Below are 26792 nucleotides of genomic sequence, written 5' to 3'. Positions count from 1 at the left end.
AGCATGTCTGGATCAGCCGGCCGCTCCGGCGCTTCGAAGCCGGGCCGCCGGCGGAGGCGCAGGCGGGGAAGGCGGCTGACGACGGTCGACGAAACCTCGGCCGGCGGACTCGTCGTCGACGCCGAACGGCTGAACGCCGCGCTGATCGGGCGGCTCGACCGGCACGGCAGACTGCTGTGGTCGCTGCCGAAGGGCCACATCGAGGACGGTGAGACGGTGGAGCAGACAGCGGTGCGCGAGGTGAAGGAAGAGACCGGCATCTCGGCGCGGGTCCTCCAGCCGCTCGGCTCCATCGACTACTGGTTCGTGGCCGAACGCCGTCGGGTGCACAAGACAGTGCACCATTTCATCCTGGAATCCACCGGTGGCGAACTTTCGGACGAGGATGTCGAGGTGACCGAAGTCGCCTGGGTGCCGCTCGCCGAGCTGGAAACCAAACTCGCCTACTCCGACGAGCGCAAGCTGGTCCGGAAGGCCAAAGAACTCTTCGCGCAGCAACAGCACACCGCCGAGGGAGCACCTGAGTGAAGCGGCTCGCCGCCACTGTCCTGTCGATCCTGTTCCTGGTCTTCTCCGCGTTGCCCGTCGCGGTCGCGCAGGCCCAGGAACAGCCCCGGCTGCGGGTGGACCTCGACGAGTTGAACCCCCGCGTGGTGTCCACGACCTCGACTTCGCTCACCGTCACCGGCCGCGTCACCAACGTCGGCGACCGGAAGATCAGCAAGCTGGGCGTCCGGCTGCAACTCGGCACCCGGTTGCAGACCGAGCAGCAGATCGGCGACGTCCTCGCGGGCGACAAGTTCAAGGACCTCGCGGCGACGGAGTTCGTCGACCTCGTGCCGGACACCCTGGAGCCGGGACAGAGCGCCGCGCTGAACCTCGCCGTCCCGCTCGGCCAGTCCTCGAAGCTCCAGTTCCCGAAGACCGGCGTGTACCCGCTGCTGGTCAACGTCAACGGCACCCCGGATTTCGGCGGACCGGAACGGCTGGCGGCGGTCACCCTGCTGATGCCGGTGCTCGGCATCCCCGGCAGGGCACCCGCGTCGCGGCCGCCGTCGGCGCCGTCGGCGAGCCTGCTGTGGCCGATCGCGAACAGCACCGTGCACGTCGTCTCGTCCCCGCTCGGCGGTCCGCTGACGTTGGCGGACGAGCGGCTCGCGGACGAACTGGCCCCCGGCGGACGGCTGGACGCACTGGTCGCGGCGGCACGCGCGGCCGAGGCGGACACGAAGGTCTCGTCGTCGCTGTGCCTGGCCATCGACCCCGACCTGGTCGCGACCGTGGACGGGATGACCCGCGGCTACCAGGTCGCCACCGGCGGCGGACCCGTCCCCGGCAAGGGCGTCGACACCGCGAGGAACTGGCTCGGCCAGCTGAAGGCGCTGGTCGCGGGCCGCTGCGTGGTCACCCTCCCGTTCGCCGACGCCGACCTCACCGCGCTGACGAAGGTCCGGGCCGGCGACGCCACCGACACCGCGCTTCTGGCCAGCGCGGTCGGCGGCGCGGCGACGATCAAAAACCTGCTCGGCATCCAGCCGCAGGACGGCGTGCTCTGGCCCGGCGGCGCCCTCGACGCGCAGACCGTCGAAGCGATCGGCAAGGCCGGCGTCAAAACCGTGCTGACCGATTCGGGCAAGCTCCAGTCCGATTCACCCCTTTCGGGCATGGTCGCCCTCGAAGGCACGGACCTGCGCGCGCAGCCGATCGACGCGCTGATCACGTCCGCGCTGAACGGCTCGGAGTCCACCCAGAACGGGCTCGGCGCCATCGCCTTCCGTGCCGGGCTCGGCGGGCAGACCGGGCAGGAGCGTTCGCAGCTGCTGATCGCGCCGCCGCGGCACTGGGACGCGACCGGCCCCGAACTCACCACGTTCCTGGAGCGGATGGGCGACTTCTACACCGCGGGCCTCATCAAGTCGTCGCCACTGCCCGACCTGCTCGGCGAGAGCCCGTCCGGGACGGCGTCGGTCAACTACGACCCGCAGGATCTGACGGCCGCGACCAGCGGCGACGTCACCGCGAAGATGTCGCAGATCGACAACGAGACGCTGGGCCTGTCGTCGGCGATGACGATGGATGCCACCAAACGAGTGAATCCGGCCGACGTGATCGCCCCGGTCCGGCTCGCCCTCATCCGGGCCGCCTCGACCTCGTGGCGCGGCGCGGACGCCGCGACCGTCACCGGCAACGCCCGCGGTGACCTCGACGCGATCCGCGGCCAGGTCACCGTGGAGCGGCCGAAGCAGACGATCGCGCTGGCTTCCGGCGCGTCGCCGCTGCCCGCGTACATCACCAACGGCCTGCCGGTCGGCATCAACGTCCGCACCGTGCTGAAGAACAACGTCGGCCTGCGCCCCACCGAAGCCGTCCCGGAGCGGACCGTCCCGGCCAACGGCGCCGTCAACCAGCTGCTCCCGGTCGAGGCTCTCCGGGCGGGGCGGTTCAGCGTCGACGTGTCCCTGACCACGCCCGACGGGACCAGGCTCGGCACCGACGCGCGGTTCGAGCTGACCTCCACCGAGTACGGCGCGATCACCATCATCATCACGATCACCGCGGCCGGCGCGTTGCTGCTGCTCTCGTCCCGCCGGATCTACCGGAGGATCAAGGACTCGCGAGCCGATCCGGCCGGCGAAACCACCCCTCGTGTGACCGAGGACGCACAGGTTTAAGTGTTTCAGGGCGTTGCCGATTACCCTGGGTCGAACGATGCCACCGGGCATCAGGTAGTCGAGCACCGAGGATTGGGCACGCGTTGGAAAGAGAGCCGGGTGTACCGCCCGAGCGTGCAGGCCGTCCCCGGCGCGAAGGTACTCCGCCCCCGCCCCGCCGCACCGATGGTCCGGCACGACGTCCCGAACGTCGTCCACCGCCCCCGCAGCAGCTCCCGCCCGAACGCGGTGAGCGCCCGCGGCGGGCGGTGCCGCCGCCTCCCCAGCAGCCGCCGCCTCCGCCCCAGCAGCCGCCGCCAGACGGCAGGCGTCAGCGGGTCGCGGGCCGTCCCGACGACGAGACGCGGCGGCTGAGGCCACCCCAGAACCCGCCGCCGGCGCAGGTGCCGCCGCGGCAGGCGCCCCCCGCGCAGGGAACACCGCCTCCGCCGACCCGGCGTCAGCCGGTTCCGCCGCCGCAGGGGCCGCCGCTGCCGCAGCCTGCCCCGTCGACACCGAAGCCGCCGCCGCGCCGTCCGACGACGGCGCCGCAGGCGCTCAACCAGACACCGCCTCCGCCGCATCGCGGGCGCCGCCAGCCGCCACCGGTCCGCCCGTGGCAGGTCGACCGGCGCGACGAGCCCGACGCGACGCGGTTCATCCCGCGCACCCCCGGCGTCCCGATGGGCTCGCGCTGGCCGGTCGCCGACCCCGACGTCCTCCGCCCGTACGACCAGCTCGCCACGCAGGTCATGCCGGCGATCAAGGACGCGCCGCTGGTCAAACCGCGGCCGGGGCAGACCGGCGAGCAGGATGTCGCCGCACCGGCGAAGACGCCGTCACTCGCGAAATCCAGCGGCCGGATGGCGATCGCCTCGCTGATCAGCCGGATCACGGGCTTCGCGTGGAAGCTGCTGCTGGTCGCGGCCATCGGCGCCCAGGTCGAGAACGACTCGTTCAACGTCGCCAACACGATGCCGAACATCATCTTCGAGCTGCTGATGGGCGGGGTGCTGTCCAGCCTCGTGGTCCCGCTGCTCGTGCGGTCGCAGGACGACAAGGACGGCGGCGAGGCGTACACGCAGCGGCTGGTCACGGTGGCGGGCACGCTGCTGATCGTCGGAACGGCGATCGCGGTCATCGCCGCGCCGCTGATCACCAAGCTCTATGTCGACGACAACGGTGACGCCAATCCGGCGCTGGTCACCGCGTTCGCGTATCTGCTGCTGCCGCAGATCTTCTTCTACGGCGTGTTCGCACTGCTCTCGGCGGTGCTGAACGCGAAGCACATCTTCGGCCCGACGGCGTGGGCGCCGGTGATCAACAACCTGGTCGTCATCTTCACCATCCTCGTGGTGTGGGTGATGCCGGGGAACATCTCGACCGATCCGGTGTCGATCACCGACCCGAAGCTGCTGACGCTCGGCCTCGGCGTGACCGCGGGCATCGTGGCGCAGTCGGTGCTGCTGATCCCGCCGCTGCTGCGGTCCGGGTTCAAGTTCAAATGGCGCTGGGGCATCGACAAGCGCATGAAGGAGTTCGGCGGGCTCGCGCTCTGGACCGTCGGCTACGTCGCGGTCAGCCAGATCGGCTACACGATCACGACCCGCGTGCTGACCAGCGGTTCGCAGGGCGGTGTGACCGCGTACAGCAACGCGTGGCTGCTCTTCCAGCTGCCGTACGGCGTCATCGGGGTGTCGCTGCTGACCGCGATCATGCCGAGGATGAGCCGCGCGGCGGCCGACGGCGACCACAAGAAGCTGATCGGCGACCTCTCCTACGCGTCGCGTATCTCGACGGTGACGCTCTTGCCGATCTCCGCGGTGATGACCGTCGTCGGCGGTTCGGTCGGCATCGCGCTGTTCACCTTGGGCAAGGGCAGGGTCGAGGACGCGTCGCGGATGGGCGAGGCGCTGGCGATCAGCGCCTTCGCGCTGCTGCCGTACGCGCTGGTGATGCTCCAGATGCGGGTGTTCTACTCGATGAAGGACGCGCGGACGCCGGTGCTGATCATGATCGTGATGACCGTGGTGAAGGTGCCGCTGCTCTACCTGTGCCCCGTCCTGCTGTCGAAGGACAACATCGTGCTCGGCGTGATGATGGTCAACGGCCTCACGTTCGTCGTCGGCGCGATCCTCGGTCAGGTCTGGCTGTGGGTGACCCTCGGAAATCTCCGGAGCAAGCGGGTTCTCGGGGTGATCCTCTTCACGGTCGCCGCGAGTGTGCTCGGGGTCGGCGCGGCGTGGCTCGCCGGGCAGGTCGTCCCTGACTCGTTCGGGCCTACTTTCCATGCCTGGGTGAAACTTCTCCTGCAGACGGTGGTCGGGATCGCGGTGTCGTTCGGCGTGCTCATGGCCCTCAAAGTCGAGGAATTGAAGCCCGCCACGGACAGGATCACCCGGTTGATCAAGCGCGGGTAACGATTCACGTACGGATAGCGCGCGTTCACGGGTCGTATTCTGGGTACCCTCGGGGCGGGAGCTACGCGGGAGAGTGCGGTGGATACGAGACGGAGCGAACAGGCAGGGGAGGCGAGCCAGGTGGGCATCCGGGCCCAAGGCGGGTCGCTGGCCCCTGGCCGGGTCGTCGGAGACGGCCGGTATCGCCTGCTCGCACAGTTCGGGGTGGACGAAAGAGCCGCCGCGCATCTTTGGCGAGCGCGCGACGGGCAGCTGAAGCGTGATGTGGCGCTGACGCTGCTGGTCGGCGATCCGGCGGACGCGGAGGCCGCGAGGCTCGCGCGCCGGACGCTGGAGCGTGCCGCGCACGCTTCGAAGTTCGGCCACGGCGGGGTCGCGCGCGTCCTCGACGTGCTGAGCCTCGGCAGCGGCGTCACCTCGAGCGAAGGATTGCTCGGTGTCGTCGTGGCGGAATGGACCAAGGGCAGCGACCTGGTCGACCTCGTGGCACAGCGCCCGGTGGCGCCCGCCGCGGCGGCCCGGATGGTGCAAGCGCTGGCGGAAGCCGTCGACCACGCCCATCAGAACGGTCTCGTCCTCGGCCTCGACCATCCGCAGCGCCTGCGGCTCACCCCGGACGGCGCGCTGAAGCTCGCCTTCCCGGGCCCGTTGCCCGAAGCGACCCTTCGCGACGACGTCAAAGCACTCGGCGCGGTCCTGTACCTGCTGCTGACCGGCCGCTGGGCCCTGCCCGGCGGTCCCGCCGCGATCCCGGCGGCGCCGCACGCGCCGACCGGCCGCGTCATCCCGCCGCGGTCACTGGTCCCGACGGTGCCGGTCGAGCTGTCCTCGCTCGCCGTCCGCACCATCGAGGACGGCGGCCACGGCGGCATCCGCACCAGCGCGGCCATCCTGCGCGTGCTGGACCAGGTCGCCGAAGCCGAAGAGCGCACGCAGCTGATCAAGGCCGTCGGCGAGGAAGAGGCCGTGGCCGAACCCGACGGCACGGTCTGGACGACGAAGAAGCCGGTCAAGGACGTCGCGCGGCGCAAGAAGCTGGCGTTCGGCGTGACCGTGCTGGTCGTCGCGACCGTGGTCATCCTCGCCTGGGGCGGGATGATGCTGATCAACCTGTTCCAGGGCGAATCGAAGTCGAGCGGTCCGCAGATCAACGTCGCCGCGCCCTCGTCCTCACAGGTCACGCCGCCCTCGGGCGAGCAGCCGCCGCCCGCTCAGCAGAAGCCGTCCCCGGCCGTGGGCGCCGCGGTGAAGCCGTCGGCCGTCACCGTGTTCAACCCGGGCAACAAGGGCGACAGCCCCGGCCGCGCCAAGAACACCACCGACGGCGACGCGGGCACTTCGTGGAAGACCGACCAGTACAACAAGCAGTTCCCGGTGCTCAAGGACGGCGTCGGACTGGTCGTGACCTTCAAGGACCCGATCACCCTCAGCCAGATCAAGATCGACTCGGCGAGCCCCGGCTCGAAGGTCGAGATCCGCTCCGCCGACAAGAAGAACCCGAAGCTCGACGAGACCAAGGTCGTCGGGACGGGGGACCTCGCGGCCGGCGAGTCGACCATCGCTTTGCAGCAGCCTCAGCAGGGTCAGTACTTCATCATCTGGATCACTCAGCTGGGTGAAGACGACGGCGGAAAGTTCGTCACCGAACTCAAAGAGCTGACCTTCCTGCCTGCGGGGTGACCGAAGGCACGGGGTCAGTAGGCTCTCCCGGGTGACAGCTGCAGCTCCAACGGACGCGGATCTCATCGCGGCGCATGCCGCCGGCGACCCGCGCGCGTTCAGTGAACTGGTCCAGCGACATCGAGACCGCATGTGGGCGGTAGCCCTGCGCACCTTGCGGGACCCGGAAGAAGCCGCGGACGCCCTGCAGGACGCGTTCATCTCCGCGTTCCGAGCAGCGGGCAATTTCAGAGCGGAATCGCAGGTGACGACGTGGTTGCACCGCATCGTCGTCAACGCCTGCCTCGACCGCATCCGGCGGGGCAAGGCCAGACCGACCGTCCCGCTGCCCGAGACCGGGCAGTTCAACGAGCCCGCTTCCCCGCGTGACTCGATGTCCGAACGCGAGACGAGCCTCGTCGTCAAGGAAGCCCTCGATCAGCTCCCCGAAGAGCAACGTGCCCCGATCGTGTTGGTCGACGTCGAGGGATACTCCGTCGCCGAGACGGCGAAGATGCTCGGCATCGCGGAAGGCACGGTCAAGAGCCGATGTGCCCGAGGTCGCGGAAAGCTCGCGAAGGTTCTCGGACATCTACGGAACCCCGATGCGATTGCGAACGTCCCAACTCACGAAAGCAAACGAGAGCGCGCTAGCCAGTCGCGCAGGCCGGCTTCGCGTCCTCAGGGCACGCCGGGTGACGGGGAGGGACGATGACAGACGAGAGCAGGGGGATCGGTGGGACCGTCGGTCCGCCGTGGTCTGTCGATGTGCTCGCCGACCTGCACGCAGGTGTGCTGGACGAGCGAGAGGCGGCCGAACTGTGGCCGCTGGTGAACGCCGACCCCGAAGCAGTGGCGATCATCGAAGCACTCGAAGCGACCACGGCCGACCTCGCGGAACTCGCGAACGAGCCGGTCGCTCCGATGCCCGCGGAGTTCGCGGCACGGATCGACGCCGCGCTGGCCGCCGAGATGCGGGTGTCGCCTGCGTTTCAAGGCGCATCTGAAGGGCAGCAGGAACAGGCCGCCCCGGTGGTGGACCTCGCGGCCGCACGGCGGCGGCGGAACAAGCGGATCGGCTGGGGCGCCGGGATAGCGACCGTGGCCGCGGCGGCGATCGCCACCGTCGCGATCGTCGTGCCCACCACTCGGGAGCCGGATTCGGGCGGTATCGCCCAGCCCGCGCCATCGGCTCCTTCGGGCCCTTCGGTCGGCGGAGACGGCGGAGGAGCCGAAGCGCTCGTCGGCAAGGCGATCGGCGTGCGCGACTTCGGCTCGCTGAAGACCGAAGAGCGGCTCGACGCCTGTGTCGCCGCGGCCGGAATGGACGCCGGCGTGCGACCGGAGGGCATCCGGCCGGTGAACGTCGCGGGCAAGGACGGCGTGATGGTCATCTACACCACAGGCAAACTCGCCCAGTTCCGCATCGTCGCCTTCGGTGCCGACTGCGGCCCTGGCAACCCGGCGATCCTCTTCGACAAAATCATCGGACAGAAGTAGCCGACCGAAACCTCACTGGTCCCTCGCTCCCCATCAGCCCCATTTCGGGGGAGCGAGGGACCTTTGCTATCGCGCTAGCTTTCCTAGCGGCGCTAGAGGTCGGATCTACGCCGTGGCGCAAGGCGAGAGAAAGTAGCGCCGGTCACCACGGGAACACCGGCCCCTACGATCGTGTTGAGCCTGGTGAACAGGTCACTACGAGCGGAGGTCACGGGTGGCTGCCGAGGAGATCAGGAACCTGATCGTTGTTGGGTCGGGTCCTGCGGGTTACACCGCCGCTGTCTACGCGGCACGAGCGCAGCTCGAACCGCTGGTGTTCGAGGGCACTCAGTTCGGTGGTGCGCTGATGACGACGACGGAGGTCGAGAACTTCCCCGGCTTCCGCGAAGGCATCCAGGGTCCCGACCTCATGGAAGAGATGCGCGAGCAGGCCAAGCGTTTCGGCGCCGACCTGCGCCAGGAGGACGTCGAGTCCGTCGAGCTGACCGGTGACGTCAAGTACGTCGTCGCGAACGGCAAGCGTTACGCGGCCCGTTCGGTCGTGCTCGCGATGGGCGCCGCCGCGCGCTACCTGAACGTCCCTGGCGAGCAGGAGCTGCTCGGCCGCGGCGTCTCCGCCTGCGCCACTTGCGATGGTTTCTTCTTCCGCGACCACGACATCGTGGTCGCCGGCGGCGGCGACTCCGCGATGGAGGAGGCGACCTTCCTGACGAAGTTCGCCAAGTCCGTCACGATCGTCCACCGTCGCGAGGAGTTCCGCGCCTCCAAGATCATGCTGGAGCGTGCCCGCGAGAACGAGAAGATCAAGTGGGCGCTCAACAAGCAGATCACCCAGGTCGAGGGCGAAGGCAAGGTCGAGGGCCTCAAGCTCAAGGACACGGTGACCGGCGAAGAGTCGAAGCTGGACGTGACCGGGTTCTTCGTCGCGATCGGTCACGATCCGCGCAGTGAACTGGTGCGTGGTCAGGTGGACCTCGACGAGGACGGTTACGTGCTCACCCAGGGCCGGACCTCGTACACGAACCTTCCGGGTGTTTTCGCGGCGGGCGACCTGGTCGACCGCACGTACCGGCAGGCGATCACCGCCGCGGGCTCGGGCTGCGCCGCGGCGATCGACGCGGAACGATGGCTGGCGGAGCACGCCGGTGTCGAGACCGCTCAGGAAACCCCTGAGCTGGTCGGCGGCGGCTACGGCGCCACCACCAACTGACTTTCCCCACACCGGAGTTTCACCACCCAGAAGGAGACACCATGGCCAACACCGTGACGGTGACCGACAAGACGTTCGTCGACGACGTGCTCACGAGCGAGAAGCCCGTGCTGGTCGACTTCTGGGCCACCTGGTGCGGTCCGTGCAAGATGGTCGCCCCGGTGCTCGAGGAGATCGCGGCGGAAAACGGCGACAAGCTGACCATCGCGAAGCTCGACATCGACGCCAACCCGAACACTGCGCGTGACTACCAGGTGATGTCGATCCCGACGCTGATCCTGTTCCAGGGCGGCAAGCCGGTGAAGCAGATCGTCGGCGCCAAGCCGAAGGCCGCGCTGCTGTCGGACCTCGCCGACGTCCTCTGATCTCGCGTTTCACCAGCCGAAACCCGGGGCCTGCCCAGGCTCCGGGTTTCGTCGTTCGGCAGACTGGGTAAATCTCACCGTTACGGGAACGCCTGGACGAGTTCCACGAACGGGCGCTTGACGCACCGACCGGGCCTCCGCGCTCACCGAGAGTTCACAGGGCACAATAGAGCACCGGGGTTCGCCCCGCAGGGTTTTCAGAGTCGTGCATCGAGCTCGATCGGTGCCCCAAAGGGAAGAGCGAGGAGTGCATGCGGGTACTCCGCCGCGGTGACGCCGGACCGGACGTCGCCGAGATCAGGTCCACGCTGGCGGCGATGGAGCTGCTCCCGCCGGTGACCGAATCCGGGGAGTACGAGGTCTTCGACACGGCGATGGAACATGCCGTGCGGGCGTTCCAGCAGCGCCGTGGGCTCATCACCGACGGTCTGGTGGGTCCTGCGACCTACCAGGCGCTTCGCGGCGCAGGCTTCCACCTGGGCAGCCGCCCGCTCACCTACATGTTCTCCGCACCCATGCAGGGCGACGACGTCTTCGCGCTCCAGGAGCGGTTGACCGAACTCGGTTTCGACGCCGGCCGCCCGGACGGGCACTTCGGTCCCCAGACCGAACGCGCGCTCAAGACCTTCCAGCGCGACATGCGCCTGGTTTCCGACGGCATGTGCGGCCCGGCCACGATCCGCGAACTGCACCGGCTCTCCTCGCCGCGTGCGCGCGGCGGCCGTCCCGTCTTCCTGCGCGAGCAGGAGCAGGTGCGGCAGGCGGGTCCGCGGCTGCGCGGCAAGCGCATCGTGATCGACCCCGGCCACGGTGGCGACGACCTCGGTGTCGTCGCCAGCGGTCTGCGTGAAGCGGACATCGCCTGGGACCTCGCGCGGCGGCTCGAAGGCCGGATGCAGGCCACGGGCATGGAGGCGCTGATCTCGCGCGGCCCGAACCAAAGCCCGACCGAGGGGGAACGGGCGAAGTTCGCGAACGAGGCGGGCGCCGACCTGTTCCTTTCGCTGCACAACGACAAGAACCCCTCGCCCAAGGCGCAAGGGGTCGCGAGCTTCCACTTCGGTACCGGCAACGGCGCCACGTCGACCGTCGGTGAGCTGCTGGCGGGCTTCATCCAGCGCGAGCTGGCCGCCCGCACCGGCATGCTCGACTGCCGCACGCACTACAAGACCTGGGAGATCTTCACCCGCACCCGCTGCCCGGCGGTGCGGATCGAGATCGGTTACCTGACCAACCCGGAAGACAGCCGCAAACTGTCGGACCCGGCTTTCCGCGACATCGTCGCCGAAGGCATCCTGGTCGCCGTGAAGCGCCTGTATCTCCTCGGTGAAGGGGACCAGCCGACAGGCACGTTCACCTTCGCGGACGTCCTGGCCCACGAACTCGCCAAAGCGGAGTAGCCAGTCCTCCACACCCGCACGCGAGCGCACATCCCCCTGCCGACACCCTCGGCACAACCGGTTGTGTCACCCCTCGCCGACCCACGCCACCCCTAGCCCCACCCGGCGCGCAGCCCCCGCCCTTCCCGGGGGGCGTCCCCAGGTCCAGCCTACCCATCCACAGATTTTCCACCGCTCCTATCAGCGATCTGTGGATAACTCGGCGGGTTACCCACAGCTGTCCCCAAGGCAGGGGACGGCTGCTGCGCGTACTCGGAAACTCTGCTAAAGCGGCTCACGCGAGCGCTAGGAACGGTCCTTTCCTTGCGAAATTTGCAAGGAAAGGACCGTTCATGGCAAGCGGAAGATAGCCGTCCGAAAAGGCGAAGAAGGTCAGGCGCGGCCCATGCTCGGCTCGGCCGTCGTGATGGAGACCTGGCCGAGCAGCCGTTCGAGGGCCGCTTCCACGTCTTCCTTCCACGAGATCGCCGACCGCAGTTCCAGTCGCAGCCGCGGCCACCGCGGATGCGGCCGCACGGTCTTGAAGCCGACACTCTGCAGGAACGCGGCGGGCAGCACGCAGCTGTGCCCGCCGTCCGGATCGGTCTCGTCGGGCTTGGCGTCACCGAAGGCTTCGATCGCGCGGACCCCGCGTTTGGTCAGATCCTTCGCGACGGCTTGCACCAGCATCCGGCCGAGTCCGCCACCTTGGAATTCGGGGAGGATCTGGAAGGCGGTCAGCAGAACCGCGTCCGGACCGGGCGGTGAAGTCGGGAAGGCCAGCGAACGCGGCACGGCGTTCGGCGGCGCGTACAGCACGAAACCGACCGGCAGGGTGTCGCTGTAGACGATCCGGCCGCAGGAACCCCACTCCAGCAGCACGCTGGAGACCCAGGCTTCCTTCTCGACCTCTGTCGCGCCGTACTCCTCGGCCTGCGCCTTCAAATGCGGCGCCAGCTCCCAGTACACGCAGCGGCGGCAGCTCTTGGGCAGATGTTCGAGGTTGTCCAGGGTTACGCCCACGACGCGACGCGACACCGACAAACCTCCCTGAACGACGACACCCGACGCAGCCCTGTCCCGAGCAGGACTCACTGAAGGGGACCTGACCGAGGATAGGCCGATGTGATGAACACCGGAAGGCCAGGGCCCCTCAAGGGAGGGTGGTTACACTCGATGGAACTACCAGTCGGTAGCGACTATGTCCACTTCGAAGCACGGGTGAAGCGCCTGATGACCGAGAATCGCCCTGTCCGGCCGGAGCCCGGCCGACACAACCTCGACCCTCATCTCGACCGCTACGCCGCGCGTACGGCCGGGATGACTGCCTCCGAGATCAGGGCCTTGTTCGCGGTCGCCAGTCGCCCCGAGGTGGTGTCGCTCGCCGGCGGGATGCCGAACCTCGCCGCGCTCCCGTTGGACACGTTGTCCGGGCAGGTCGGCGAACTGATCGCCGAAGAGGGCCTGGTCGCGCTCCAGTACGGGTCCGCGCACGGCGTCCCGTCGCTGCGCGAGCAGATCTGCGAGATCATGGCCCTCGAAGGCATCAAGGCCCACCCGGACGACGTCGTCGTGACGGTCGGCTCCCAGATGGGGCTCGACATGGTCACCCGGCTGTTCTGCGATCCGGGCGACGTCATCATCGCCGAAGGCCCCTCGTACGTCGGCGCGCTCGGCTCTTTCGCCGCGTACCAGGCGAACGTCGTCCACGTCGCGATGGACGACCACGGCCTGGTCCCCGAGGGGCTGCGTGCCGCGCTCGCGGAAACCCGGAAAGCGGGCCGCCGGGTCAAGTTCCTGTACACGATCCCCAACTTCCACAACCCCGGCGGCGTCACGCTGGCCGTCGAGCGACGTGCGGAAATCGTGGAGATCTGCCGCGAAAACGATATCCTCATCGTCGAAGACAACCCGTACGGTCTGCTCGGCTTCAGCGGGCAGACGTACCCGGCGCTCCGCTCGATCGACCCCGACAACGTCGTGTACCTGGGCTCGTTCTCGAAGACTTTCGCCTCCGGGCTGCGGGTCGGCTGGGTGCTCGCGCCGCACGCCGTCCGGGAGAAACTCGTGCTCGCTGCCGAGTCCGCGACCCTTTGTCCGCCCACGCTTAACCAGTTGATCGTGTCGCGATACCTCTCGACTCATGACTGGATGGGTCAGATCAAGACCTTCCGCGAGAACTACCGGGAGCGCCGGGACGCGATCCTGTCCGCGCTCGATCAGCACATGCCCGCCGGGTGCAGCTGGACCAAACCCGACGGCGGTTTCTATGTCTGGATGACCGTCCCGGAAGGCGTGGACACGAAGGCGATGCTGCCGCGAGCCGTCACGGCCCGGGTCGCGTACGCCTCCGGAACCGGTTTCTACGCCGACGGATTCGGCAGCAGACAACTTCGTCTTTCCTACTGCTACCCGACACCCGAGCGGATCCGCGAAGGCGTCCGGCGGCTCGCGGCGGTGCTCGAGTCCGAAATGGACTTGGCGCGTACCTTCGGTAACGCGAGCCCCCGTTCGATCTCGGGGCCGCAGAACCCCTCTCCGGACACGGTCTGATCGACCGGACGTCCCATAGACATATAAGGAGTCCTCGGTGGTCGACCGCACCGTTGCCGTACTCGCAGGCGGACTTTCCCACGAACGCGACGTCTCTATCCGCTCCGGGCGCCGGCTTTCGGTCGCGTTGCGGGCGGAAGGTCTCATCGTCGAAGAGTGGGACACCGACGCGGGCTTGCTCGAACGCCTTCGCACCCAGCGCCCCGACGCGGCCATCGTCGCCCTTCACGGCGGTGAAGGGGAGAACGGCGCGGTGCAGACGGTGCTGGAGATGCTCGACGTGCCTTATGTCGGCACCAGCTCGCAGGGCTGCCGCCGGGCGTGGGATAAGCCGACGGCCAAGGCGCTCGTCGCCGACGCGGGCTTCACCACGCCGGACTGGGTCGTGCTGCCGCACAGCACCTTCCGCGAACTCGGTGCGCAAGCCGTACTGGACGCGATGGTCGAAACCTTGGGCTTGCCCCTGATCCTCAAGCCCGACCAGGGCGGTTCGGCGCTGGGCGCCCAGGTCGTCAAGGACGCCGCGGAGATGCCCGGTGCGATGGTCGGCTGCTTCGCGTACGGCGACACGGTCCTCGCCGAGAAGTTCGTATCCGGCGTCGAGGTGGCCGTGACGGTCATCGAAGGCGAAGAGGGCCCCGAGGCACTGCCCGCGGTCGAGATCGTCCCGGAGAGCGGCGTGTACGACTACACCGCCCGCTATACCGCCGGGCTGACCGACTTCTTCACTCCCGCGCGGATCCCCGACGACGCCGCCAAGGCGGTCGGCGAACTGGCCGTCGCCGTGCACCGGCAACTCGGGCTTCGCGACATCTCACGCACCGACGCCGTAGTCGCCGAAGACGGCACGGTCTACTTCCTCGCGGTGAACCTGTCGCCGGGCCTGACCGAGACGTCGATCGTTCCGGTCGCGATCGAGGCGGCCGGTGCCACCCTCGGATCGGTCTTCGCCGGCCTCGTCGGCCGAGCGATCGCACGCAAGAGCTGAGTCTGATCGACGAAGGGGACTTGCCCGGTGCGGGCGAGTCCCCTTTTCATTTCCGGGCTACGGCGACGACCTGGTGCTCATCTTCGTAGATGACCCGGCCCGGGTTCGCCGACCAGACGGCCTCGCACGGGACCTCGTGCGTCTCCAGGATCGACAGGTAGCCGTCGACCCGCTCGATGAAGACCCGAGCGGTCGCTTTGAACCACGCCGCGGCCCCGGGGTTCACGTCCACGTCGTAGACGCTCGGGTCGACGTGCGCTGGGTTGGTGAAGTTCGTGTCGAACCAATCATTGCTCGTCCGGCGAAAGGCTTCCTGCTCGACCGTGAGGCGCCCAGCCCGGGCGAGGCCGTTGACGAGACCGAAGACCCCGGTGAAGGTTCCCCGCTCATTGCGAATCGGACTCTGGAAGCGGACGAAGGGCAGACCGGTCATCGCCGGGGCCAGCCGCGCACCCATGCCAGCAGTTCTTCGTCGCGCAGCGAGCCGATCACGAAATCGGCGGGGAAGTCCTGCTGTCGCAACGTGGGCACCCCGATGACGGGCAGCCCGGCCGCTCGCGCCGACCGCAGGCCGGTCATCGAGTCCTCGAACGCCAGTGCGTCGGCGGGCTCGACGTTCAAGAGATCGCACGCGGTCAAGTACATCTCCGGATCGGGCTTCGGCGCGGCCACCTCATCGGCGGCCAGTTTCACGGGAAACATCGCCGAAAGTCCGCCGCGGAGGAGAGCGGCGTCCAACAGGGCCCGGGGCGAGTTGCTCGCGACGGCGACCGGAACGGCGGCTGCGGTCAGTTCGACCAACTCACGCGCGCCGGGCATCGCCTCCGCCTTCGCGGTGACGACCTCGGTCACCAACCTCAGCAACTCGTCCGCGATCACGGCGCCGCCGCCGGGTTCGCCGAACGCCTTCGCCATCGCGTCGGCGGCGGCCGGTAGCGACTTGCCGATCACCAACGCCTTCTCGTCCGGACCGAACGGCAGACCTCGCCGCGCGAACAGTTCGGTCTCGGCGACCGACCAACACGGCTCGGTGTCCATGAGCAATCCGTCGCAGTCGAAGACCACCGCGCGAGGATTTCGACCGTCGAAGAGCGCCTTCACACTTGCCCCCAGTTCAAGCACTCATCGTCACCGAGTGGTCAGCACACAGCTATCGTCACCGTGACAAAACGACCCGGTGTGATCCCTAATCGGTTTCGGATGTCTGATTTGCCTGATTTTGATCCATGAGCGCGACGATGCGTTCAAGATCGTCAACCGAGCCGAATTCGAGCGTGATCCGCCCCTTTCGGCGTCCCAAGTCGACCTTCACGCGAGTGTCGAACCGGTCCGAAAGCCGGTTCGCCAGTTCCTGAAGTCCGGGCGCCTGGATCGGCTTGCGGGGAGCGGGCTTCGGTTTGGCCGGCTTCTCGCTCTTTTTGAGCGTGACGGCTTCCTCGGTCGCACGGACCGACATGCCCTCCGCGATGATCCGCGCGGCCAGCTCTTCCTGACTCTCGGCGTCTTCGAGGGAGAGCAGCGCCCGCGCGTGCCCCGCCGAAAGCACCCCGGCGGCGACCCGTCGCTGGACCGCGAGGGGGAGTTTGAGCAAGCGGATCGTGTTCGTGATGACCGGGCGGCTGCGCCCGATCCGGCTCGCCAGCTCCTCGTGCGTGACCGCGAACTCGTCGAGCAGCTGCTGATACGCGGCCGCCTCTTCGAGCGGGTTGAGCTGGACGCGGTGGATGTTCTCGAGCAGTGCGTCACGCAGCATCGCCTCGTCGGCGGTCTGGCGGACGATCGCCGGGATGGCCTCCAGCTCCGCCAGCTGAGACGCGCGGAGCCGCCGCTCGCCCATGACGAGTTCGTACTCGTCGGGGCCGAGCTCCCGGACCACGATGGGCTGCATGAGCCCGAACGCGCGGATCGAGTGCTCCAGCTCGTTGAGGGCTTCTTCGTCGAAGACCTGCCGCGGCTGCTTCGGGTTCGGCTTGATCTGGCTGACCGGGACTTCGCGGTAGACCGCGCCGGCGACGGTTCCGCCGTGCGAACCCGCCTCACCGTTGGCCGCGAACCAGCCCTTGTCATCCGGCCCCGCGGGCTTGACCGCGGGAACGGGAACCGTGGCGGAGCCGTTCTCGACGGGGGCCGCAGAGCCCGGTGGCGGACCGGTGGGGATCAGGGCGGCGAGCCCGCGCCCGAGCCCTCCTCTGCGCTCGCTCATGCCGTACCGCTCCTTTCCTTCATCTCCGCACCCCGTTGTGCGATCTCCTTCGCCGCGTCCACGTAGCTCATGGCGCCACGGGAACCCGGGTCGTACGCGAGGACGGTCTGCCCGTAGCCGGGCGCCTCGGACACCTTCACGCTGCGGGGGATGACCGTCTTGAGAACAGTGTCCCCGAAGTGGTTCCGGACCTCGTTCGTCACCTGATCGGCCAGCTTCGTCCGGCCGTCGTACATGGTGAGCAGGATCGTGGAGACGCTGAGTTCGCGGTTCAGGTGCGCCTGGACGAGCTCGATGTTGCTCAGCAGCTGACCCAGACCTTCGAGCGCGTAGTACTCGCACTGGATCGGGATCAGCACCTCCTGCGCGGCGACCATCGCGTTGACGGTCAGCAGGCCGAGCGACGGCGGGCAGTCGATGAAGACGTAGTCGACGCCGATCTCGTCGAGGATCTCGGACGAGAGCGCCTCCTTGAGCCGCATCTCGCGGGACGCCATGGAGACGAGTTCGATCTCCGCACCGGCGAGGTCGATGGTCGCGGGCACGCAGTAGAGATTCGACGACTGCTCGCTCTGCGCCGCCGCCTCGGCGAGCGACACCTCGCCGATCAGCACCTCATAGATCGAGGGGGTGCCGGACCGGTGGTCGATGTCGAGCGCGGTGCTCGCGTTGCCCTGGGGGTCGAGGTCGATCACGAGCGTCTTGAGCCCGTGGACGGCGAGGGCGGCGGCGAGGTTCACCGTGCTGGTCGTCTTGCCGACGCCGCCCTTCTGGTTGGCGACCGTCAGCACTCGCCGACGAGTCGGCCGGGGGAGCGCACCCTCCTTGGGGTGCAGCACGCTGGCGGCGCGGACGGCTTCTTCGGCGATGGGCGTCCAGCCGAGTTCCTGGCCGGCGCTCGCAGGGTCGGACGGCGGGGGAGTCACCGGTCTCGAGCCTCCTCTGTATTAGACGTGGGAGTCGTTCCGCGTTGTTTCACGTGGAACCGGGTTAGCTGCGCCTGCCGCGCGAGCGGGACTGCTTCGGAGGCAGACGGTGGATCACGACGACCGTGCTCGGAACCTCGAGCACCTTGGTACCGCACTCGAAGACTTCCGGCTCGCCTCCGCCTGCCTTTCGGACGGCGACGCGATCGCGTTCGATTTCTTCTCCAGCGCTCGCTCCTTTGAGGGCGACCAGAGCACCTTCGGAACGCACGAGCGGGAGGCACCAGTTCGCGAGCCGGGCCAACGGAGCGACCGCCCGGGCGGTGACGACATCGGCGTCACCGAGCTCCTCACGTACCTGCCGCTCCTCCGCGCGCCCGCGGACCACGGTGATGGGGAGTTCCAGCTTCTCGGCAACCTCGGCCAGCCAGTCGACCCGGCGGGCCATCGGTTCGAGCAGAACGATATCGAGGTCTGGTCGGCTGATCGCGAGCGGTACACCCGGAAGCCCCGCACCCGAGCCGACGTCGACCACGCGGGCGCCGTCGGGGATACGTTCGCCGATGACGGCGGAGTTGAGGACGTGGCGCTCCCACAGCCGGTCGACCTCACGAGGCCCGATCAGTCCGCGCTCCACGCCATGCCGCTCGAGGAGTTCGACGTAGCCGACGGCTTGCTCGAGGCGGTCTCCGAATACTTCCGACGCCGCACTCCGAACCGCTGCGGCGACCCCGTCCAAGCCCACTCTTGCTCCTCAACCCTCGACGCCGTTTCACGTGAAACGCGCTCCACTGATTGTCCATGACGCCGACCGCAAAGCGGGGAGACAGTCCGAAGTTGTGGACAACTCCACTCGTCTCGCGCGTTTCACGTGAAACGCCACGGCTGCAATTCACCCCCGACACAAAGAAGCGGCCCGCCGGATGACCGGCGGGCCGCTTCGTTCGAGTAACCGTCAGGCGGGGAAGATGACGACCCGGCGCTTCGGGTCCTCTCCTTCACTCTCGCTCTTGACCCCGTCGACCGCGGCGAGCGCGCCGCGCACGACCTTCCGCTCGAACGGGCTCATCGGCTGCAACCGGACGCGCTCACCGGAGGAGACCACGGTCTCGGCGGTCGAGCGGCCGAGCTCGCGGAGCTCCTCGCGACGGTCCGCGCGCCAGCCCGCGATGTCCAGCATCAGTCGGCTCCGCGAACCGGTCTCCTGCTGGACCGCCAGCCGCGTCAGCTCCTGCAGCGACTCCAGCACGGTGCCGCGCGGTCCGACGAGCTTCTCCAGATCCTCGCCACCGTCGATGCTGACGATCGCGCGGCCCGCTTCGACATCGAGGTCGATGTCGCCGTCGTAGTCCAAAAGATCGAGCAGCCGCTCGAGGTAGTCGCCGGCGATGTCGCCCTCCTTCACGAGGACGTCGTCGTCGACACCTCCCTTGCGAGCGGTCTCTTCAGCGGCGTCCTCAACTTCGGCCGCGCTGTTCTCCTCGGCGTCGATCGTGTCGATCGTCTCCGCCATTACTGGTCTCCTCTCCGGCCCGGATCGGCGTCAGCGACGCTTCCGGCCCGATTTCTTAGTCGAGTCAGAGATGAGCTCGGTCGCGTCCGCGACGTTCTCCTTCGAGCCGTTGGTGGACGGCTCGGCTGATGCGTTCTTGGCGTCCTTCTTCTCCGCAGTGGAGGGATCGGTCTGGGCGAAGCCGTGGGGCGAGCCCGCCTTCTTCACCTGACCACCGGAGGACTGCTTGTTCCTCTTCTGCTGGACCGGCTTCTGGCCGGGGCGCGGCGCGGTCGGCTTCTGGCCGGGCTTGGGGCCGAGGTTCGCGCGCTTCTCCTTCTCGGCTTCCTTGCGGGCCTCTTCTTCCTTGTCGATCTTCGTGTAGACGAGGCGCTGCTGCATCAGGGTCCAGCCGTTGTTGGCGAGCCAGTAGATGAGCAGACCGATCGGGAACAGCGCACCGAAGACGAGGACACCGATCGGGAAGACGTACATCGTCAGCTTGTTCATCATCGCGGTCTGCGGGGTGGCCGACTCGGGGTTCTGGCGCTGGACCGAGTGACGCGCGGTGAGGTGCGTCGCGATACTCGCGATGATCATCAGCGGGATCGCGACCGGCGCGACGCCCCAGTGGAACCCGGCGGCCGTGTTGCCACCGCTGACCATGTCGACGCCGGTGTAGATGGCGTCGCCGAGGTTGACGCCGAACAGCTTCGCGTGGACGTAGGACTCGACGCCGGCCTGATCGAAGAAGTAGTTCTCGGTCTTCGGCCCGCCGTACGGGTTGATGGTGAACATCCGCAGGACGTGGTTCAGACCGATGAAGACCGGGATCTGAAGCAGCATCGGCAGGCAGCTGCCCAGCGGGTTGACGCCGTGCTCCTTCTGGAGCTTCTGCATCTCCATCGCCTGGCGCTGCCGGTCGTTGGAGTACTTCTTCTGGATCTTCTTCATTTCCGGCGCGAAGTCCTGCATCTTCTTCATCGACCGGACCTGGTTCACGAACGGCTTGAACATGATGCCGCGGACGGTGACCGTCAGGAAGATGATCGCGAGGACCCAGGAAATCGCGTTCGCCTCACCGAACACGAGCCCGAAGACCTTGTGCCAACACCACAAGATGAAGGACACGGGGTAGTAGATGAAGTCGAGCACTGAGCTACTCCTCGATCGGTGTTTCAGGTCGGCGGTGGCGCCACGAGAACGTCTCGGGTACCGGGTCGCGGCCGGGCATGGTCCACGGGCCACAGCGCAGCAGACGCCGGACCGCGAGATAGCTGCCGCGGCCGGCGCCGTGCCGGGTCAGTGCCTCGACGGCGTACGCGCTACAGCTCGGGTAGAACCGGCACGCCGGAGGAAAGAAGGGGGAGATCGCCTTGCGGTACAGCTTGATGGGCAGGAGCAGCACCCATGCCACCGGGCCTGGCCGGGCATCTTCGGTGGTCTCGTTCTCGGTGGCTCGCATGCCGTTACACCGCTGATCCGTTGTCGGGGGGTCGCGCCTGCTGGGACTTCCCGGTGACGGCGGAACGGCCGGAGAGCCCGAGGCGCCTCAACGAAGCGTCGAGGTCCGAGCCGAGTTCCGCGCTGGACGCGTCCGCGGCCGGAGGTAGTGCCCGTATCACCAACGAGCTGCCCGGCGGCAGTGTTCCGAGCCTGGCGGAAACAAGATGCCTCAATCGGCGGGTGACCCGGTGGCGGACCACCGAATTCCCGACGGCCTTGCTCACCACAAAACCCGCCCGCGCCGCTTCGGCGGCATCGGGCGGGTCCGTGGTCAACGCATGGACGACGAGGCGGCGCCTGCCTGCCTTGGCCCCACGCCGCATCACGGCACGGAAATCCTCACTGCGCCGCAACCTCGCGGCGGCCGGCAGCACGACGTCCCTCGACGGCGGCCGGATCAGGCGGACAGCGCGCCGCGGCCCTTGCGACGGCGAGCCGCCAGGATGGCCCGGCCGGCGCGGGTCCGCATGCGCAGCCGGAATCCGTGGACCCGGGCGCGTCGGCGGTTGTTCGGCTGGAAGGTGCGCTTACCCTTGCTCACGACTAACTTCTCCTGTTTCTCGGCCGCCGGGAACGGTTCGACCCGTTCCTGGCGTGTCGTGCTGACGCACGGCAGTCTCTGGTGTCTCCTACCAACGTGTGGCCTCGTCACGTCGAGCGACGACAACGTGGGCACGCGAAACGCCCCCGCTGTATACGGGAGACCTTACGAGGGTACGCACCCCCCGCCCGGGCCCGGCAGCCACCCCCTCGACCACGGACCGCGACAGTACGTGGAGAGTGATCACCGACGACGCGAGGGCATCGAATGGCAACACGCCGTACACCGTGAAATGCTTGCGCGCGAGGATGCCTTGTGGCAACGAGCGGGGCTTGTTAGCGTGCCCCTCCCGGGTTTTCGCCGAGGTGGAACGGTGCAGGCGCCCGGGTGTCCTTGGGGATGTGGAGGCGTCCCGTCGGCATACGGCGATCCCGCAGGTGGCGTCACCGCGGGCAGCCGTACATTAGTGCACAGCTGTGGACAACCATGTGGATATTTGCTGTGCGCATGAGCCGATCGGGCCATGATGACGCTCGACCCGGCGTTTCGGGCCGCTGAGTGATCTCACCGCACGCACCGATGAGGGGAGGGGAGTCAGGCAGGTGTCCGATCACCAGCACAATCTTGGCGTCATCTGGGAACAGGTCGTACGCGAGCTGTCGGACGGCACCCTCTCCCCGCAGCAGCGCGCCTGGATGCGGGTGACCCGGCCGATCGGCCTCCTCGACGGCACCGCCTTGCTCGCCGCCCCCAGCGACTTCGCCAAAGAAGCGATCGAACGCGCCCTTCGCGGCGCGATCACCGAAGCCCTTTCGCGCCGGCTCGGCCGCGCGGTCTCCCTCGCGGTGAAGGTCGACAGCACCGAACCCTCGATGCCTCCGCCTCCGCCCTCGCCCGGCCCTCGCTATGAACCGACGTCACCCGGCCGGGTGGAAAACGGTTCCGGACCGGTGCCCGGCACTCCTCCGCTGCCCGACGGTGACGGCATGCTGTCGCCGAACAGGCCGCGGCCCGAGCCGCCGAAACCGAGGCCCCCGAGGCAGCAGCCCGTGGACAACAGCCTCAACGATGGCGACGACAGCGATGAAGAAGTCGACGAAGAGGGCGAGGCCCTCGCCGCCGTGACCGAGATCTGGCCGACCTTCTCCGGACAGCCGATCGCGGGCCAGCCCTACACCGCGCCGGCGCAGCCGCAGACGTCGAAGACGAAGCTCAACGAGAAGTACACATTCGACACGTTCGTCATCGGCGCCTCGAACCGCTTCGCGCACGCGGCCGCGGTCGCCGTCGCCGAAGCACCGGCCCGCGCGTACAACCCGCTGTTCATCTGGGGAGAATCCGGACTCGGGAAGACCCACCTGCTGCACGCCGTCGGGCACTACGCGCAGCGGCTGTTCCCCGGCATGCGCGTGCGGTACGTGTCGACCGAAGAGTTCACCAACGACTTCATCAACTCGCTGCGCGACGACCGCAAGGTCGCCTTCCAGCGCCGCTACCGCGACATAGACATCCTGCTCGTCGACGACATCCAGTTCCTGGAAGGAAAAGAAGGTACGCAGGAAGAGTTCTTCCACACCTTCAACACCCTCCACAACGCGAACAAGCAGATCGTCGTCTCCTCCGACCGCCCGCCGAAGCGCCTCGAAACGCTGGAAGACCGGCTGCGCACGCGGTTCGAGTGGGGCCTCATCACCGACATCCAGCCGCCGGAACTCGAAACCCGGATCGCGATCCTCCGCAAGAAGGCGGCACAGGACCGGCTCGCCGTACCCGGCGAAGTCCTGGAGTTCATCGCTTCACGCGTCGAGGCGAACATCCGGGAACTCGAAGGCGCGCTCATCCGCGTCACCGCCTTCGCGTCACTGAACCAGCAGCCCGTCGACGTGGCACTCGCCGAGATCGTGCTCCGCGACCTCATCCCCGATTCACACGCGCCCGAGATCACCGCGCCCACCATCATGGGCGTCACGTCCGAGTTCTTCGACGTGACCCTCGACGACCTCTGCGGCCCCGGCAAGACGAAGGCACTCGCGACCGCACGCCAGATCGCCATGTACCTCTGCCGCGAACTCACCGACATGTCCCTGCCGAAGATCGGACAGACCTTCGGCGGCCGCGACCACACGACCGTCATGCACGCGGACAAGAAGATCCGCAAGGAAATGGCCGAACGACGGCGCATCTACGACCAGGTCCAGGAACTGACTTCAAGGATCAAGCAACGCGCCAGGCAGTGATATCTGTCGAGCGCTGACGTAAACGTGATGAAGGGGCGCCGTTCCGCTTCCACCTCAGGGTGGGCGGGGAGGCGCCCCTTCATCACGTTTACGTGGGCCTTCGGCCCAAGGGAGGGCGCTCGACGGGTGAAGTCTCCGTCGGGCGCGGGGCGCCCTTGGGGAGACCCCGGAGTCGCCAAGCCGGCGTTGCCGGGGCTTAGCTGGTCGTAAGTCCGTAGTACATAAGGGTTTTAGGGCCTTCGCCGGTCGGGCGGGGGCCCTTCTTGCTGTCCAAAGTGGCCCGAAGGGGGCGTAGGGGCGCGGAGGGCGGGTACTTGGGTGAAGGGCGCGAAGGGGGCGTAGGGGGACTGAGGGGGCTTCGCGTTTTCCTTGTGTACAAAGGGAATCCACAGGGTGTGGGTAGCTTGTGCACAACTCCGGTGGGTCCGGGAGCTGCGGCGATCGGGTTTCCGTCCACATCGCACTCACAGGAAATCCACAGCATTTCCACACCAAGATCCACACGCTGTCCCCAGGTTGCCCACATCTTGTGCACAAGGGTGAACGGTGCTGCTCGAGTCACTCTCCCGAGCGATTCCGGTCACGAACCAGGTCCACAAGCCTGGGTACAAACCGGCTCACAACTGGGGATAACTGTGGGGAAAACTGTGGATGACTGTGGACAGATCGAGCGCCGCTCGAAACCATCCACCGACGGCCCGAGCTGTCCACCGTTCGTACACACCCGGAGTCCACAGCCCCACAGGCATCCGGACCTGCGAGAACAAGGCTTGTCCACACAATCCACAACGCCTATTACTACTGCTGTCTTTTCTTCTTCTCTAGAAGAGAACAAAACAAAAACAGGCGAAGGACGAATCTGGGGACAGCCGGTCAGCCGTGTCGTCTTGTCGACAAAAGCAAGGGGAGGCCGAGGTGACGCGGACCCCGGGGACGGCCTAACGTGGGTCCCTGCACCTGGTCTGCGTGTCGACGTGCGTTCGCGTCCTCGCTCGGACCGAACGAACCTGCGAGGCACCTGGCCATCGCGCTCTCCGGCCGCGGTGACCCGTTGAGCTTTCGAGCCGTCAGGGGCTCGGCTGTCGAAAGGAAGCGCGCATGAAGATCCGCGTCGAGCGTGACGGGCTGGCCGACGCCGTCGCGTGGGTGGCGAGAAGCCTCCCGTCGCGGCCTCCGGTCCCGGTTCTGGGCGGTGTCCTGCTCGATGCGGGATCCGACGGGACGAGTGACGCACTCACCGTCTCCGGATTCGACTACGAGGTCTCCGCCACGGTCGGCGTCCCGGCCACCATCGCCGACGGCGGCCGTCTGCTGGTCTCCGGCCGTCTGCTGGCCGACATCACCAAGTCGCTGCCCGCGCAGCCGGTCGAGATCTCCGTCGACGGCGCCCGCGCGACCATCACCTGCGGCTCCGCGCGCTTCTCCCTGCCGACCATGCCGGTCGAGGACTACCCGCAGCTCCCGTCCCAGCCCGCCTTCGCCGGCGAACTCACCGGCGACGCCTTCGGCCAGGCCGTCACCCAGGTCGTCGTCGCGGCGGGCAAGGACGACACCCTCCCGATGCTGACCGGTATGCGGCTGGAGATCTCGGGCTCCTCGCTGACCCTGGTCGCCACCGACCGCTTCCGGCTCGCGATGCGCGAGTTCACCTGGGAGCCCGCCGAGGGCCTGTCCGACGCCGCCGTGCTCGTCCCGGCGCGCACGCTCGCCGAGGCCGCGAAGACGCTCGGCGCCAGCGGTGCCAAGATCCGGCTCGCGCTCGCCAGCGGCGAGGGTCTCCTCGGCCTCTCCGGCTCCGGCCGCTACACCACGACCCGCCTCCTCGACGCGGAGTTCCCGCCGTACCGGCAGCTGCTGCCGGCGCAGCACACGTCGCGCGCGGTCCTCGAGGTCTCGGCGCTCGCCGAGTCGATCAAGCGTGTTTCGCTGGTCGCCGAACGTGGCACCCAGGTGCGGCTGGAGTTCAAGGACGGCTCGCTGCGGCTCTCGGCCGGCGGCGACGACGAGGGTTCGGCCGAAGAAGAGCTTCAGGTCGACTACGAGGGTGAGCCGGTGACCATCGCGTTCAACCCGGGTTACCTCGTCGACGGGCTCGGCGCGCTGAACGCGAACCGGGCGGAACTGACGTTCACCACCCCGAACCGGCCGGCGCTGATCAAGCCCGCCGACGAGGAGGGCAACGTCGTCCCCGGCTACCTGTACCTCCTGATGCCGGTTCGCCTCCCGGGCTGACCGGCCGCCATTTCTGTTCGCACCAAAGGGGATCTTCATGGCTCAGCTGGGACTCATCGGCCTCGGCAAGATGGGGTTCAACATGCGTGAGCGGCTGCGCGCGGCCGGTCACGAGGTGGTCGGCTACGACCGCAACCCCGACGTCACCGACTCCACCTCACTCGAGGACATGGTGTCCAAATTGGACGGTCCCCGGATCGTCTGGATCATGGTGCCCGCCGGTGAACCCACCCGGCAGACCGTCGCGGAACTCGGCAACCTGCTGTCCGAGGGCGACCTCGTGATCGACGGCGGCAACTCGAAGTACACCGACGACAGGATCAACGCGGACCTGCTCGCGACGAAGAAGATCGGCTACCTCGACTGCGGGGTTTCCGGTGGCGTGTGGGGCAAGGACAACGGCTACGGCCTGATGGTCGGTGGCGAAGCTTCGGACGTCGAGAAGGCCATGCCGATCTTCGACGCGCTTCGCCCCGAGGGCCCGCGTGACGAGGGCTTCTCGCACGCCGGCGCCGTCGGCTCGGGTCACTACGCGAAGATGATCCACAACGGCATCGAGTACGGCATGATGCAGGCCTTCGCCGAAGGCTTCGAGCTGCTCGAAGCCGCGAAGGTCGTCGAGAACGTGCCCGCGGTGATCAAGGGCTGGCAGCGGGGGACCGTCGTCCGCTCGTGGCTGCTCGACCTGCTCGTCCGCGCGCTCGACGAGGACCCGGAGCTGGACGACCTCGAGGGCTACGTCGAGGACTCCGGCGAAGGCCGGTGGACCCTCGAAGAGGCGATCAACAACGCTGTCCCGGCACCGGTCATCTCGGCCGCGCTGTTCGCCCGGTTCGCCTCGCGCCAGGAGGACTCCGCCGCCATGCGGGCCGTCGCCGCGCTGCGCAACCAGTTCGGCGGGCACTCGGTCAAGAAGGCCGGCGACTAGGC

At 68.0% G+C, this 26792-nt stretch carries 25 protein-coding genes; 14 read left to right on the top strand and 11 right to left on the bottom strand.

What is annotated here, in order from left to right:
- Window positions 1-3: 3 nt before the first annotated feature.
- The 9 genes from DMH03_RS04490 to DMH03_RS04445 all read left to right on the top strand — a co-directional run bounded on the left by DMH03_RS04490 (window position 4) and on the right by DMH03_RS04445 (window position 11205).
- On the top strand, window positions 4-528 hold the full coding sequence (locus DMH03_RS04490; RefSeq protein ID WP_125790696.1) for an NUDIX hydrolase: 525 nt from the start codon (window positions 4-6) through the stop codon (window positions 526-528).
- A complete protein-coding gene (locus tag DMH03_RS04485) occupies window positions 525-2672 on the top strand; it encodes a DUF6049 family protein (RefSeq protein WP_125790695.1) in 2148 nt (715 codons plus the stop codon). Before DMH03_RS04490 ends, DMH03_RS04485 begins: the two co-directional genes overlap by 4 nt.
- A gap of 662 nt (window positions 2673-3334) precedes the next feature.
- Window positions 3335-5071 (top strand): murein biosynthesis integral membrane protein MurJ, encoded by a 1737-nt coding sequence (murJ, locus tag DMH03_RS04475; protein WP_233611361.1) that lies wholly within the window; start codon window positions 3335-3337, stop codon window positions 5069-5071.
- A 120-nt stretch (window positions 5072-5191) separates the two neighbouring features.
- Window positions 5192-6751 (top strand): protein kinase family protein, encoded by a 1560-nt coding sequence (locus DMH03_RS04470; protein ID WP_199748760.1) that lies wholly within the window; start codon window positions 5192-5194, stop codon window positions 6749-6751.
- A gap of 31 nt (window positions 6752-6782) precedes the next feature.
- Window positions 6783-7445 carry an RNA polymerase sigma factor SigM gene (gene sigM / locus DMH03_RS04465; protein ID WP_125790691.1) on the top strand — a complete coding sequence of 221 codons (663 nt, stop codon included), beginning with the start codon at window positions 6783-6785 and terminating at the stop codon, window positions 7443-7445.
- Window positions 7442-8230: a hypothetical protein gene (locus tag DMH03_RS04460; protein ID WP_125790690.1), complete on the top strand. Its 789-nt coding sequence runs from the start codon at window positions 7442-7444 to the stop codon at window positions 8228-8230. The genes sigM and DMH03_RS04460 overlap by 4 nt, the downstream gene beginning before the upstream one ends.
- 214 nt (window positions 8231-8444) lie before the next feature.
- Window positions 8445-9440: a thioredoxin-disulfide reductase gene (trxB, locus tag DMH03_RS04455; RefSeq protein ID WP_125790689.1), complete on the top strand. Its 996-nt coding sequence runs from the start codon at window positions 8445-8447 to the stop codon at window positions 9438-9440.
- Between the two features lie 41 nt (window positions 9441-9481).
- Window positions 9482-9805: a thioredoxin gene (gene trxA / locus DMH03_RS04450; protein ID WP_125790688.1), complete on the top strand. Its 324-nt coding sequence runs from the start codon at window positions 9482-9484 to the stop codon at window positions 9803-9805.
- Window positions 9806-10056: 251 nt separating this feature from the next.
- Window positions 10057-11205: an N-acetylmuramoyl-L-alanine amidase gene (locus tag DMH03_RS04445; RefSeq protein ID WP_125790687.1), complete on the top strand. Its 1149-nt coding sequence runs from the start codon at window positions 10057-10059 to the stop codon at window positions 11203-11205.
- A gap of 372 nt (window positions 11206-11577) precedes the next feature.
- Here DMH03_RS04445 and DMH03_RS04440 read toward each other — a convergent pair whose 3' ends face one another.
- Window positions 11578-12222, bottom strand: a complete 645-nt coding sequence (locus tag DMH03_RS04440; RefSeq protein ID WP_125781532.1) for an N-acetyltransferase — start codon at window positions 12220-12222, stop codon at window positions 11578-11580.
- 195 nt (window positions 12223-12417) lie between these two features.
- On the opposite strand from DMH03_RS04440, the gene DMH03_RS04435 reads away from it, so the two are divergent.
- Both DMH03_RS04435 and DMH03_RS04430 read left to right on the top strand, forming a co-directional pair.
- Window positions 12418-13737: a PLP-dependent aminotransferase family protein gene (locus DMH03_RS04435; protein WP_125790686.1), complete on the top strand. Its 1320-nt coding sequence runs from the start codon at window positions 12418-12420 to the stop codon at window positions 13735-13737.
- 37 nt (window positions 13738-13774) lie between these two features.
- Window positions 13775-14725: a D-alanine--D-alanine ligase gene (locus tag DMH03_RS04430; protein WP_125790685.1), complete on the top strand. Its 951-nt coding sequence runs from the start codon at window positions 13775-13777 to the stop codon at window positions 14723-14725.
- Window positions 14726-14771: 46 nt separating this feature from the next.
- On the opposite strand, the gene DMH03_RS04425 is transcribed toward DMH03_RS04430, so the two are convergent.
- From DMH03_RS04425 to rpmH, 10 genes are all read right to left on the bottom strand, one after another.
- The gene (locus DMH03_RS04425) at window positions 14772-15182 is read right to left on the bottom strand and encodes a hypothetical protein (RefSeq protein ID WP_233611273.1); all 411 of its coding nucleotides are present in this window, start codon (window positions 15180-15182) and stop codon (window positions 14772-14774) included.
- Entirely contained in the window at window positions 15155-15790 is a 636-nt protein-coding gene (locus DMH03_RS04420) for an HAD family phosphatase (protein WP_255431229.1), read from the bottom strand. The genes DMH03_RS04425 and DMH03_RS04420 overlap by 28 nt, the downstream gene beginning before the upstream one ends.
- Window positions 15791-15911: 121 nt before the next feature.
- Window positions 15912-16928, bottom strand: coding sequence for a ParB/RepB/Spo0J family partition protein (locus tag DMH03_RS04415; RefSeq protein WP_125790683.1), 1017 nt, complete (start codon window positions 16926-16928; stop codon window positions 15912-15914).
- The gene (locus DMH03_RS04410) at window positions 16925-17854 is read right to left on the bottom strand and encodes a ParA family protein (RefSeq protein WP_125781540.1); all 930 of its coding nucleotides are present in this window, start codon (window positions 17852-17854) and stop codon (window positions 16925-16927) included. Before DMH03_RS04410 ends, DMH03_RS04415 begins: the two co-directional genes overlap by 4 nt.
- 64 nt (window positions 17855-17918) lie before the next feature.
- Complete coding sequence (gene rsmG / locus DMH03_RS04405; protein ID WP_125790682.1) at window positions 17919-18599, bottom strand: 16S rRNA (guanine(527)-N(7))-methyltransferase RsmG; 681 nt, start codon at window positions 18597-18599, stop codon at window positions 17919-17921.
- Window positions 18600-18809: 210 nt separating this feature from the next.
- Window positions 18810-19367 carry a R3H domain-containing nucleic acid-binding protein gene (locus DMH03_RS04400; RefSeq protein ID WP_125790681.1) on the bottom strand — a complete coding sequence of 186 codons (558 nt, stop codon included), beginning with the start codon at window positions 19365-19367 and terminating at the stop codon, window positions 18810-18812.
- Window positions 19368-19397: 30 nt separating this feature from the next.
- A complete protein-coding gene (yidC, locus tag DMH03_RS04395; protein ID WP_125790680.1) occupies window positions 19398-20501 on the bottom strand; it encodes a membrane protein insertase YidC in 1104 nt (367 codons plus the stop codon).
- A gap of 4 nt (window positions 20502-20505) precedes the next feature.
- Window positions 20506-20811: a membrane protein insertion efficiency factor YidD gene (gene yidD / locus DMH03_RS04390; protein ID WP_034321908.1), complete on the bottom strand. Its 306-nt coding sequence runs from the start codon at window positions 20809-20811 to the stop codon at window positions 20506-20508.
- 4 nt (window positions 20812-20815) lie between these two features.
- The gene (gene rnpA, locus DMH03_RS04385; RefSeq protein WP_125790679.1) at window positions 20816-21226 is read right to left on the bottom strand and encodes a ribonuclease P protein component; all 411 of its coding nucleotides are present in this window, start codon (window positions 21224-21226) and stop codon (window positions 20816-20818) included.
- Between the two features lie 23 nt (window positions 21227-21249).
- Window positions 21250-21393 carry a 50S ribosomal protein L34 gene (rpmH, locus tag DMH03_RS04380; protein WP_005154511.1) on the bottom strand — a complete coding sequence of 48 codons (144 nt, stop codon included), beginning with the start codon at window positions 21391-21393 and terminating at the stop codon, window positions 21250-21252.
- 602 nt (window positions 21394-21995) lie between these two features.
- Between rpmH and dnaA the strand changes: the two genes are divergently transcribed.
- From dnaA to gnd, 3 genes are all read left to right on the top strand, one after another.
- Window positions 21996-23630 carry a chromosomal replication initiator protein DnaA gene (dnaA, locus tag DMH03_RS04375; protein WP_125781550.1) on the top strand — a complete coding sequence of 545 codons (1635 nt, stop codon included), beginning with the start codon at window positions 21996-21998 and terminating at the stop codon, window positions 23628-23630.
- Between the two features lie 1098 nt (window positions 23631-24728).
- Entirely contained in the window at window positions 24729-25862 is a 1134-nt protein-coding gene (gene dnaN, locus DMH03_RS04370; RefSeq protein WP_125781552.1) for a DNA polymerase III subunit beta, read from the top strand.
- A 37-nt stretch (window positions 25863-25899) separates the two neighbouring features.
- Entirely contained in the window at window positions 25900-26790 is an 891-nt protein-coding gene (gnd, locus tag DMH03_RS04365; RefSeq protein ID WP_125790678.1) for a phosphogluconate dehydrogenase (NAD(+)-dependent, decarboxylating), read from the top strand.
- Window positions 26791-26792: the final 2 nt, after the last annotated feature.

The sequence above is a fragment of the Amycolatopsis sp. WAC 01376 genome, from assembly GCF_003947415.1.
GTDB lineage: Bacteria > Actinomycetota > Actinomycetes > Mycobacteriales > Pseudonocardiaceae > Amycolatopsis.
The sequence above is the reverse complement of the archived record's forward strand: the minus strand, read 5'-3'. Positions and strand labels throughout refer to the sequence as shown.

Bases quoted from the DNA above. Each gene is read 5' to 3' on its own strand.
- yidD (WP_034321908.1), bottom strand. From the start codon at position 20,811: ATGCGAGCCACCGAGAACGAGACCACCGAAGATGCCCGGCCAGGCCCG.
- DMH03_RS04445 (WP_125790687.1), top strand. From the start codon at position 10,057: ATGCGGGTACTCCGCCGCGGTGACGCCGGACCGGACGTCGCCGAGATC.
- DMH03_RS04400 (WP_125790681.1), bottom strand. From the start codon at position 19,367: ATGGCGGAGACGATCGACACGATCGACGCCGAGGAGAACAGCGCGGCC.
- DMH03_RS04415 (WP_125790683.1), bottom strand. From the start codon at position 16,928: ATGAGCGAGCGCAGAGGAGGGCTCGGGCGCGGGCTCGCCGCCCTGATC.
- dnaN (WP_125781552.1), top strand. From the start codon at position 24,729: ATGAAGATCCGCGTCGAGCGTGACGGGCTGGCCGACGCCGTCGCGTGG.
- gnd (WP_125790678.1), top strand. From the start codon at position 25,900: ATGGCTCAGCTGGGACTCATCGGCCTCGGCAAGATGGGGTTCAACATG.
- DMH03_RS04460 (WP_125790690.1), top strand. From the start codon at position 7,442: ATGACAGACGAGAGCAGGGGGATCGGTGGGACCGTCGGTCCGCCGTGG.
- murJ (WP_233611361.1), top strand. From the start codon at position 3,335: ATGGGCTCGCGCTGGCCGGTCGCCGACCCCGACGTCCTCCGCCCGTAC.
- DMH03_RS04425 (WP_233611273.1), bottom strand. From the start codon at position 15,182: ATGGGTGCGCGGCTGGCCCCGGCGATGACCGGTCTGCCCTTCGTCCGC.
- trxA (WP_125790688.1), top strand. From the start codon at position 9,482: ATGGCCAACACCGTGACGGTGACCGACAAGACGTTCGTCGACGACGTG.
- DMH03_RS04490 (WP_125790696.1), top strand. From the start codon at position 4: ATGTCTGGATCAGCCGGCCGCTCCGGCGCTTCGAAGCCGGGCCGCCGG.
- DMH03_RS04435 (WP_125790686.1), top strand. From the start codon at position 12,418: ATGACCGAGAATCGCCCTGTCCGGCCGGAGCCCGGCCGACACAACCTC.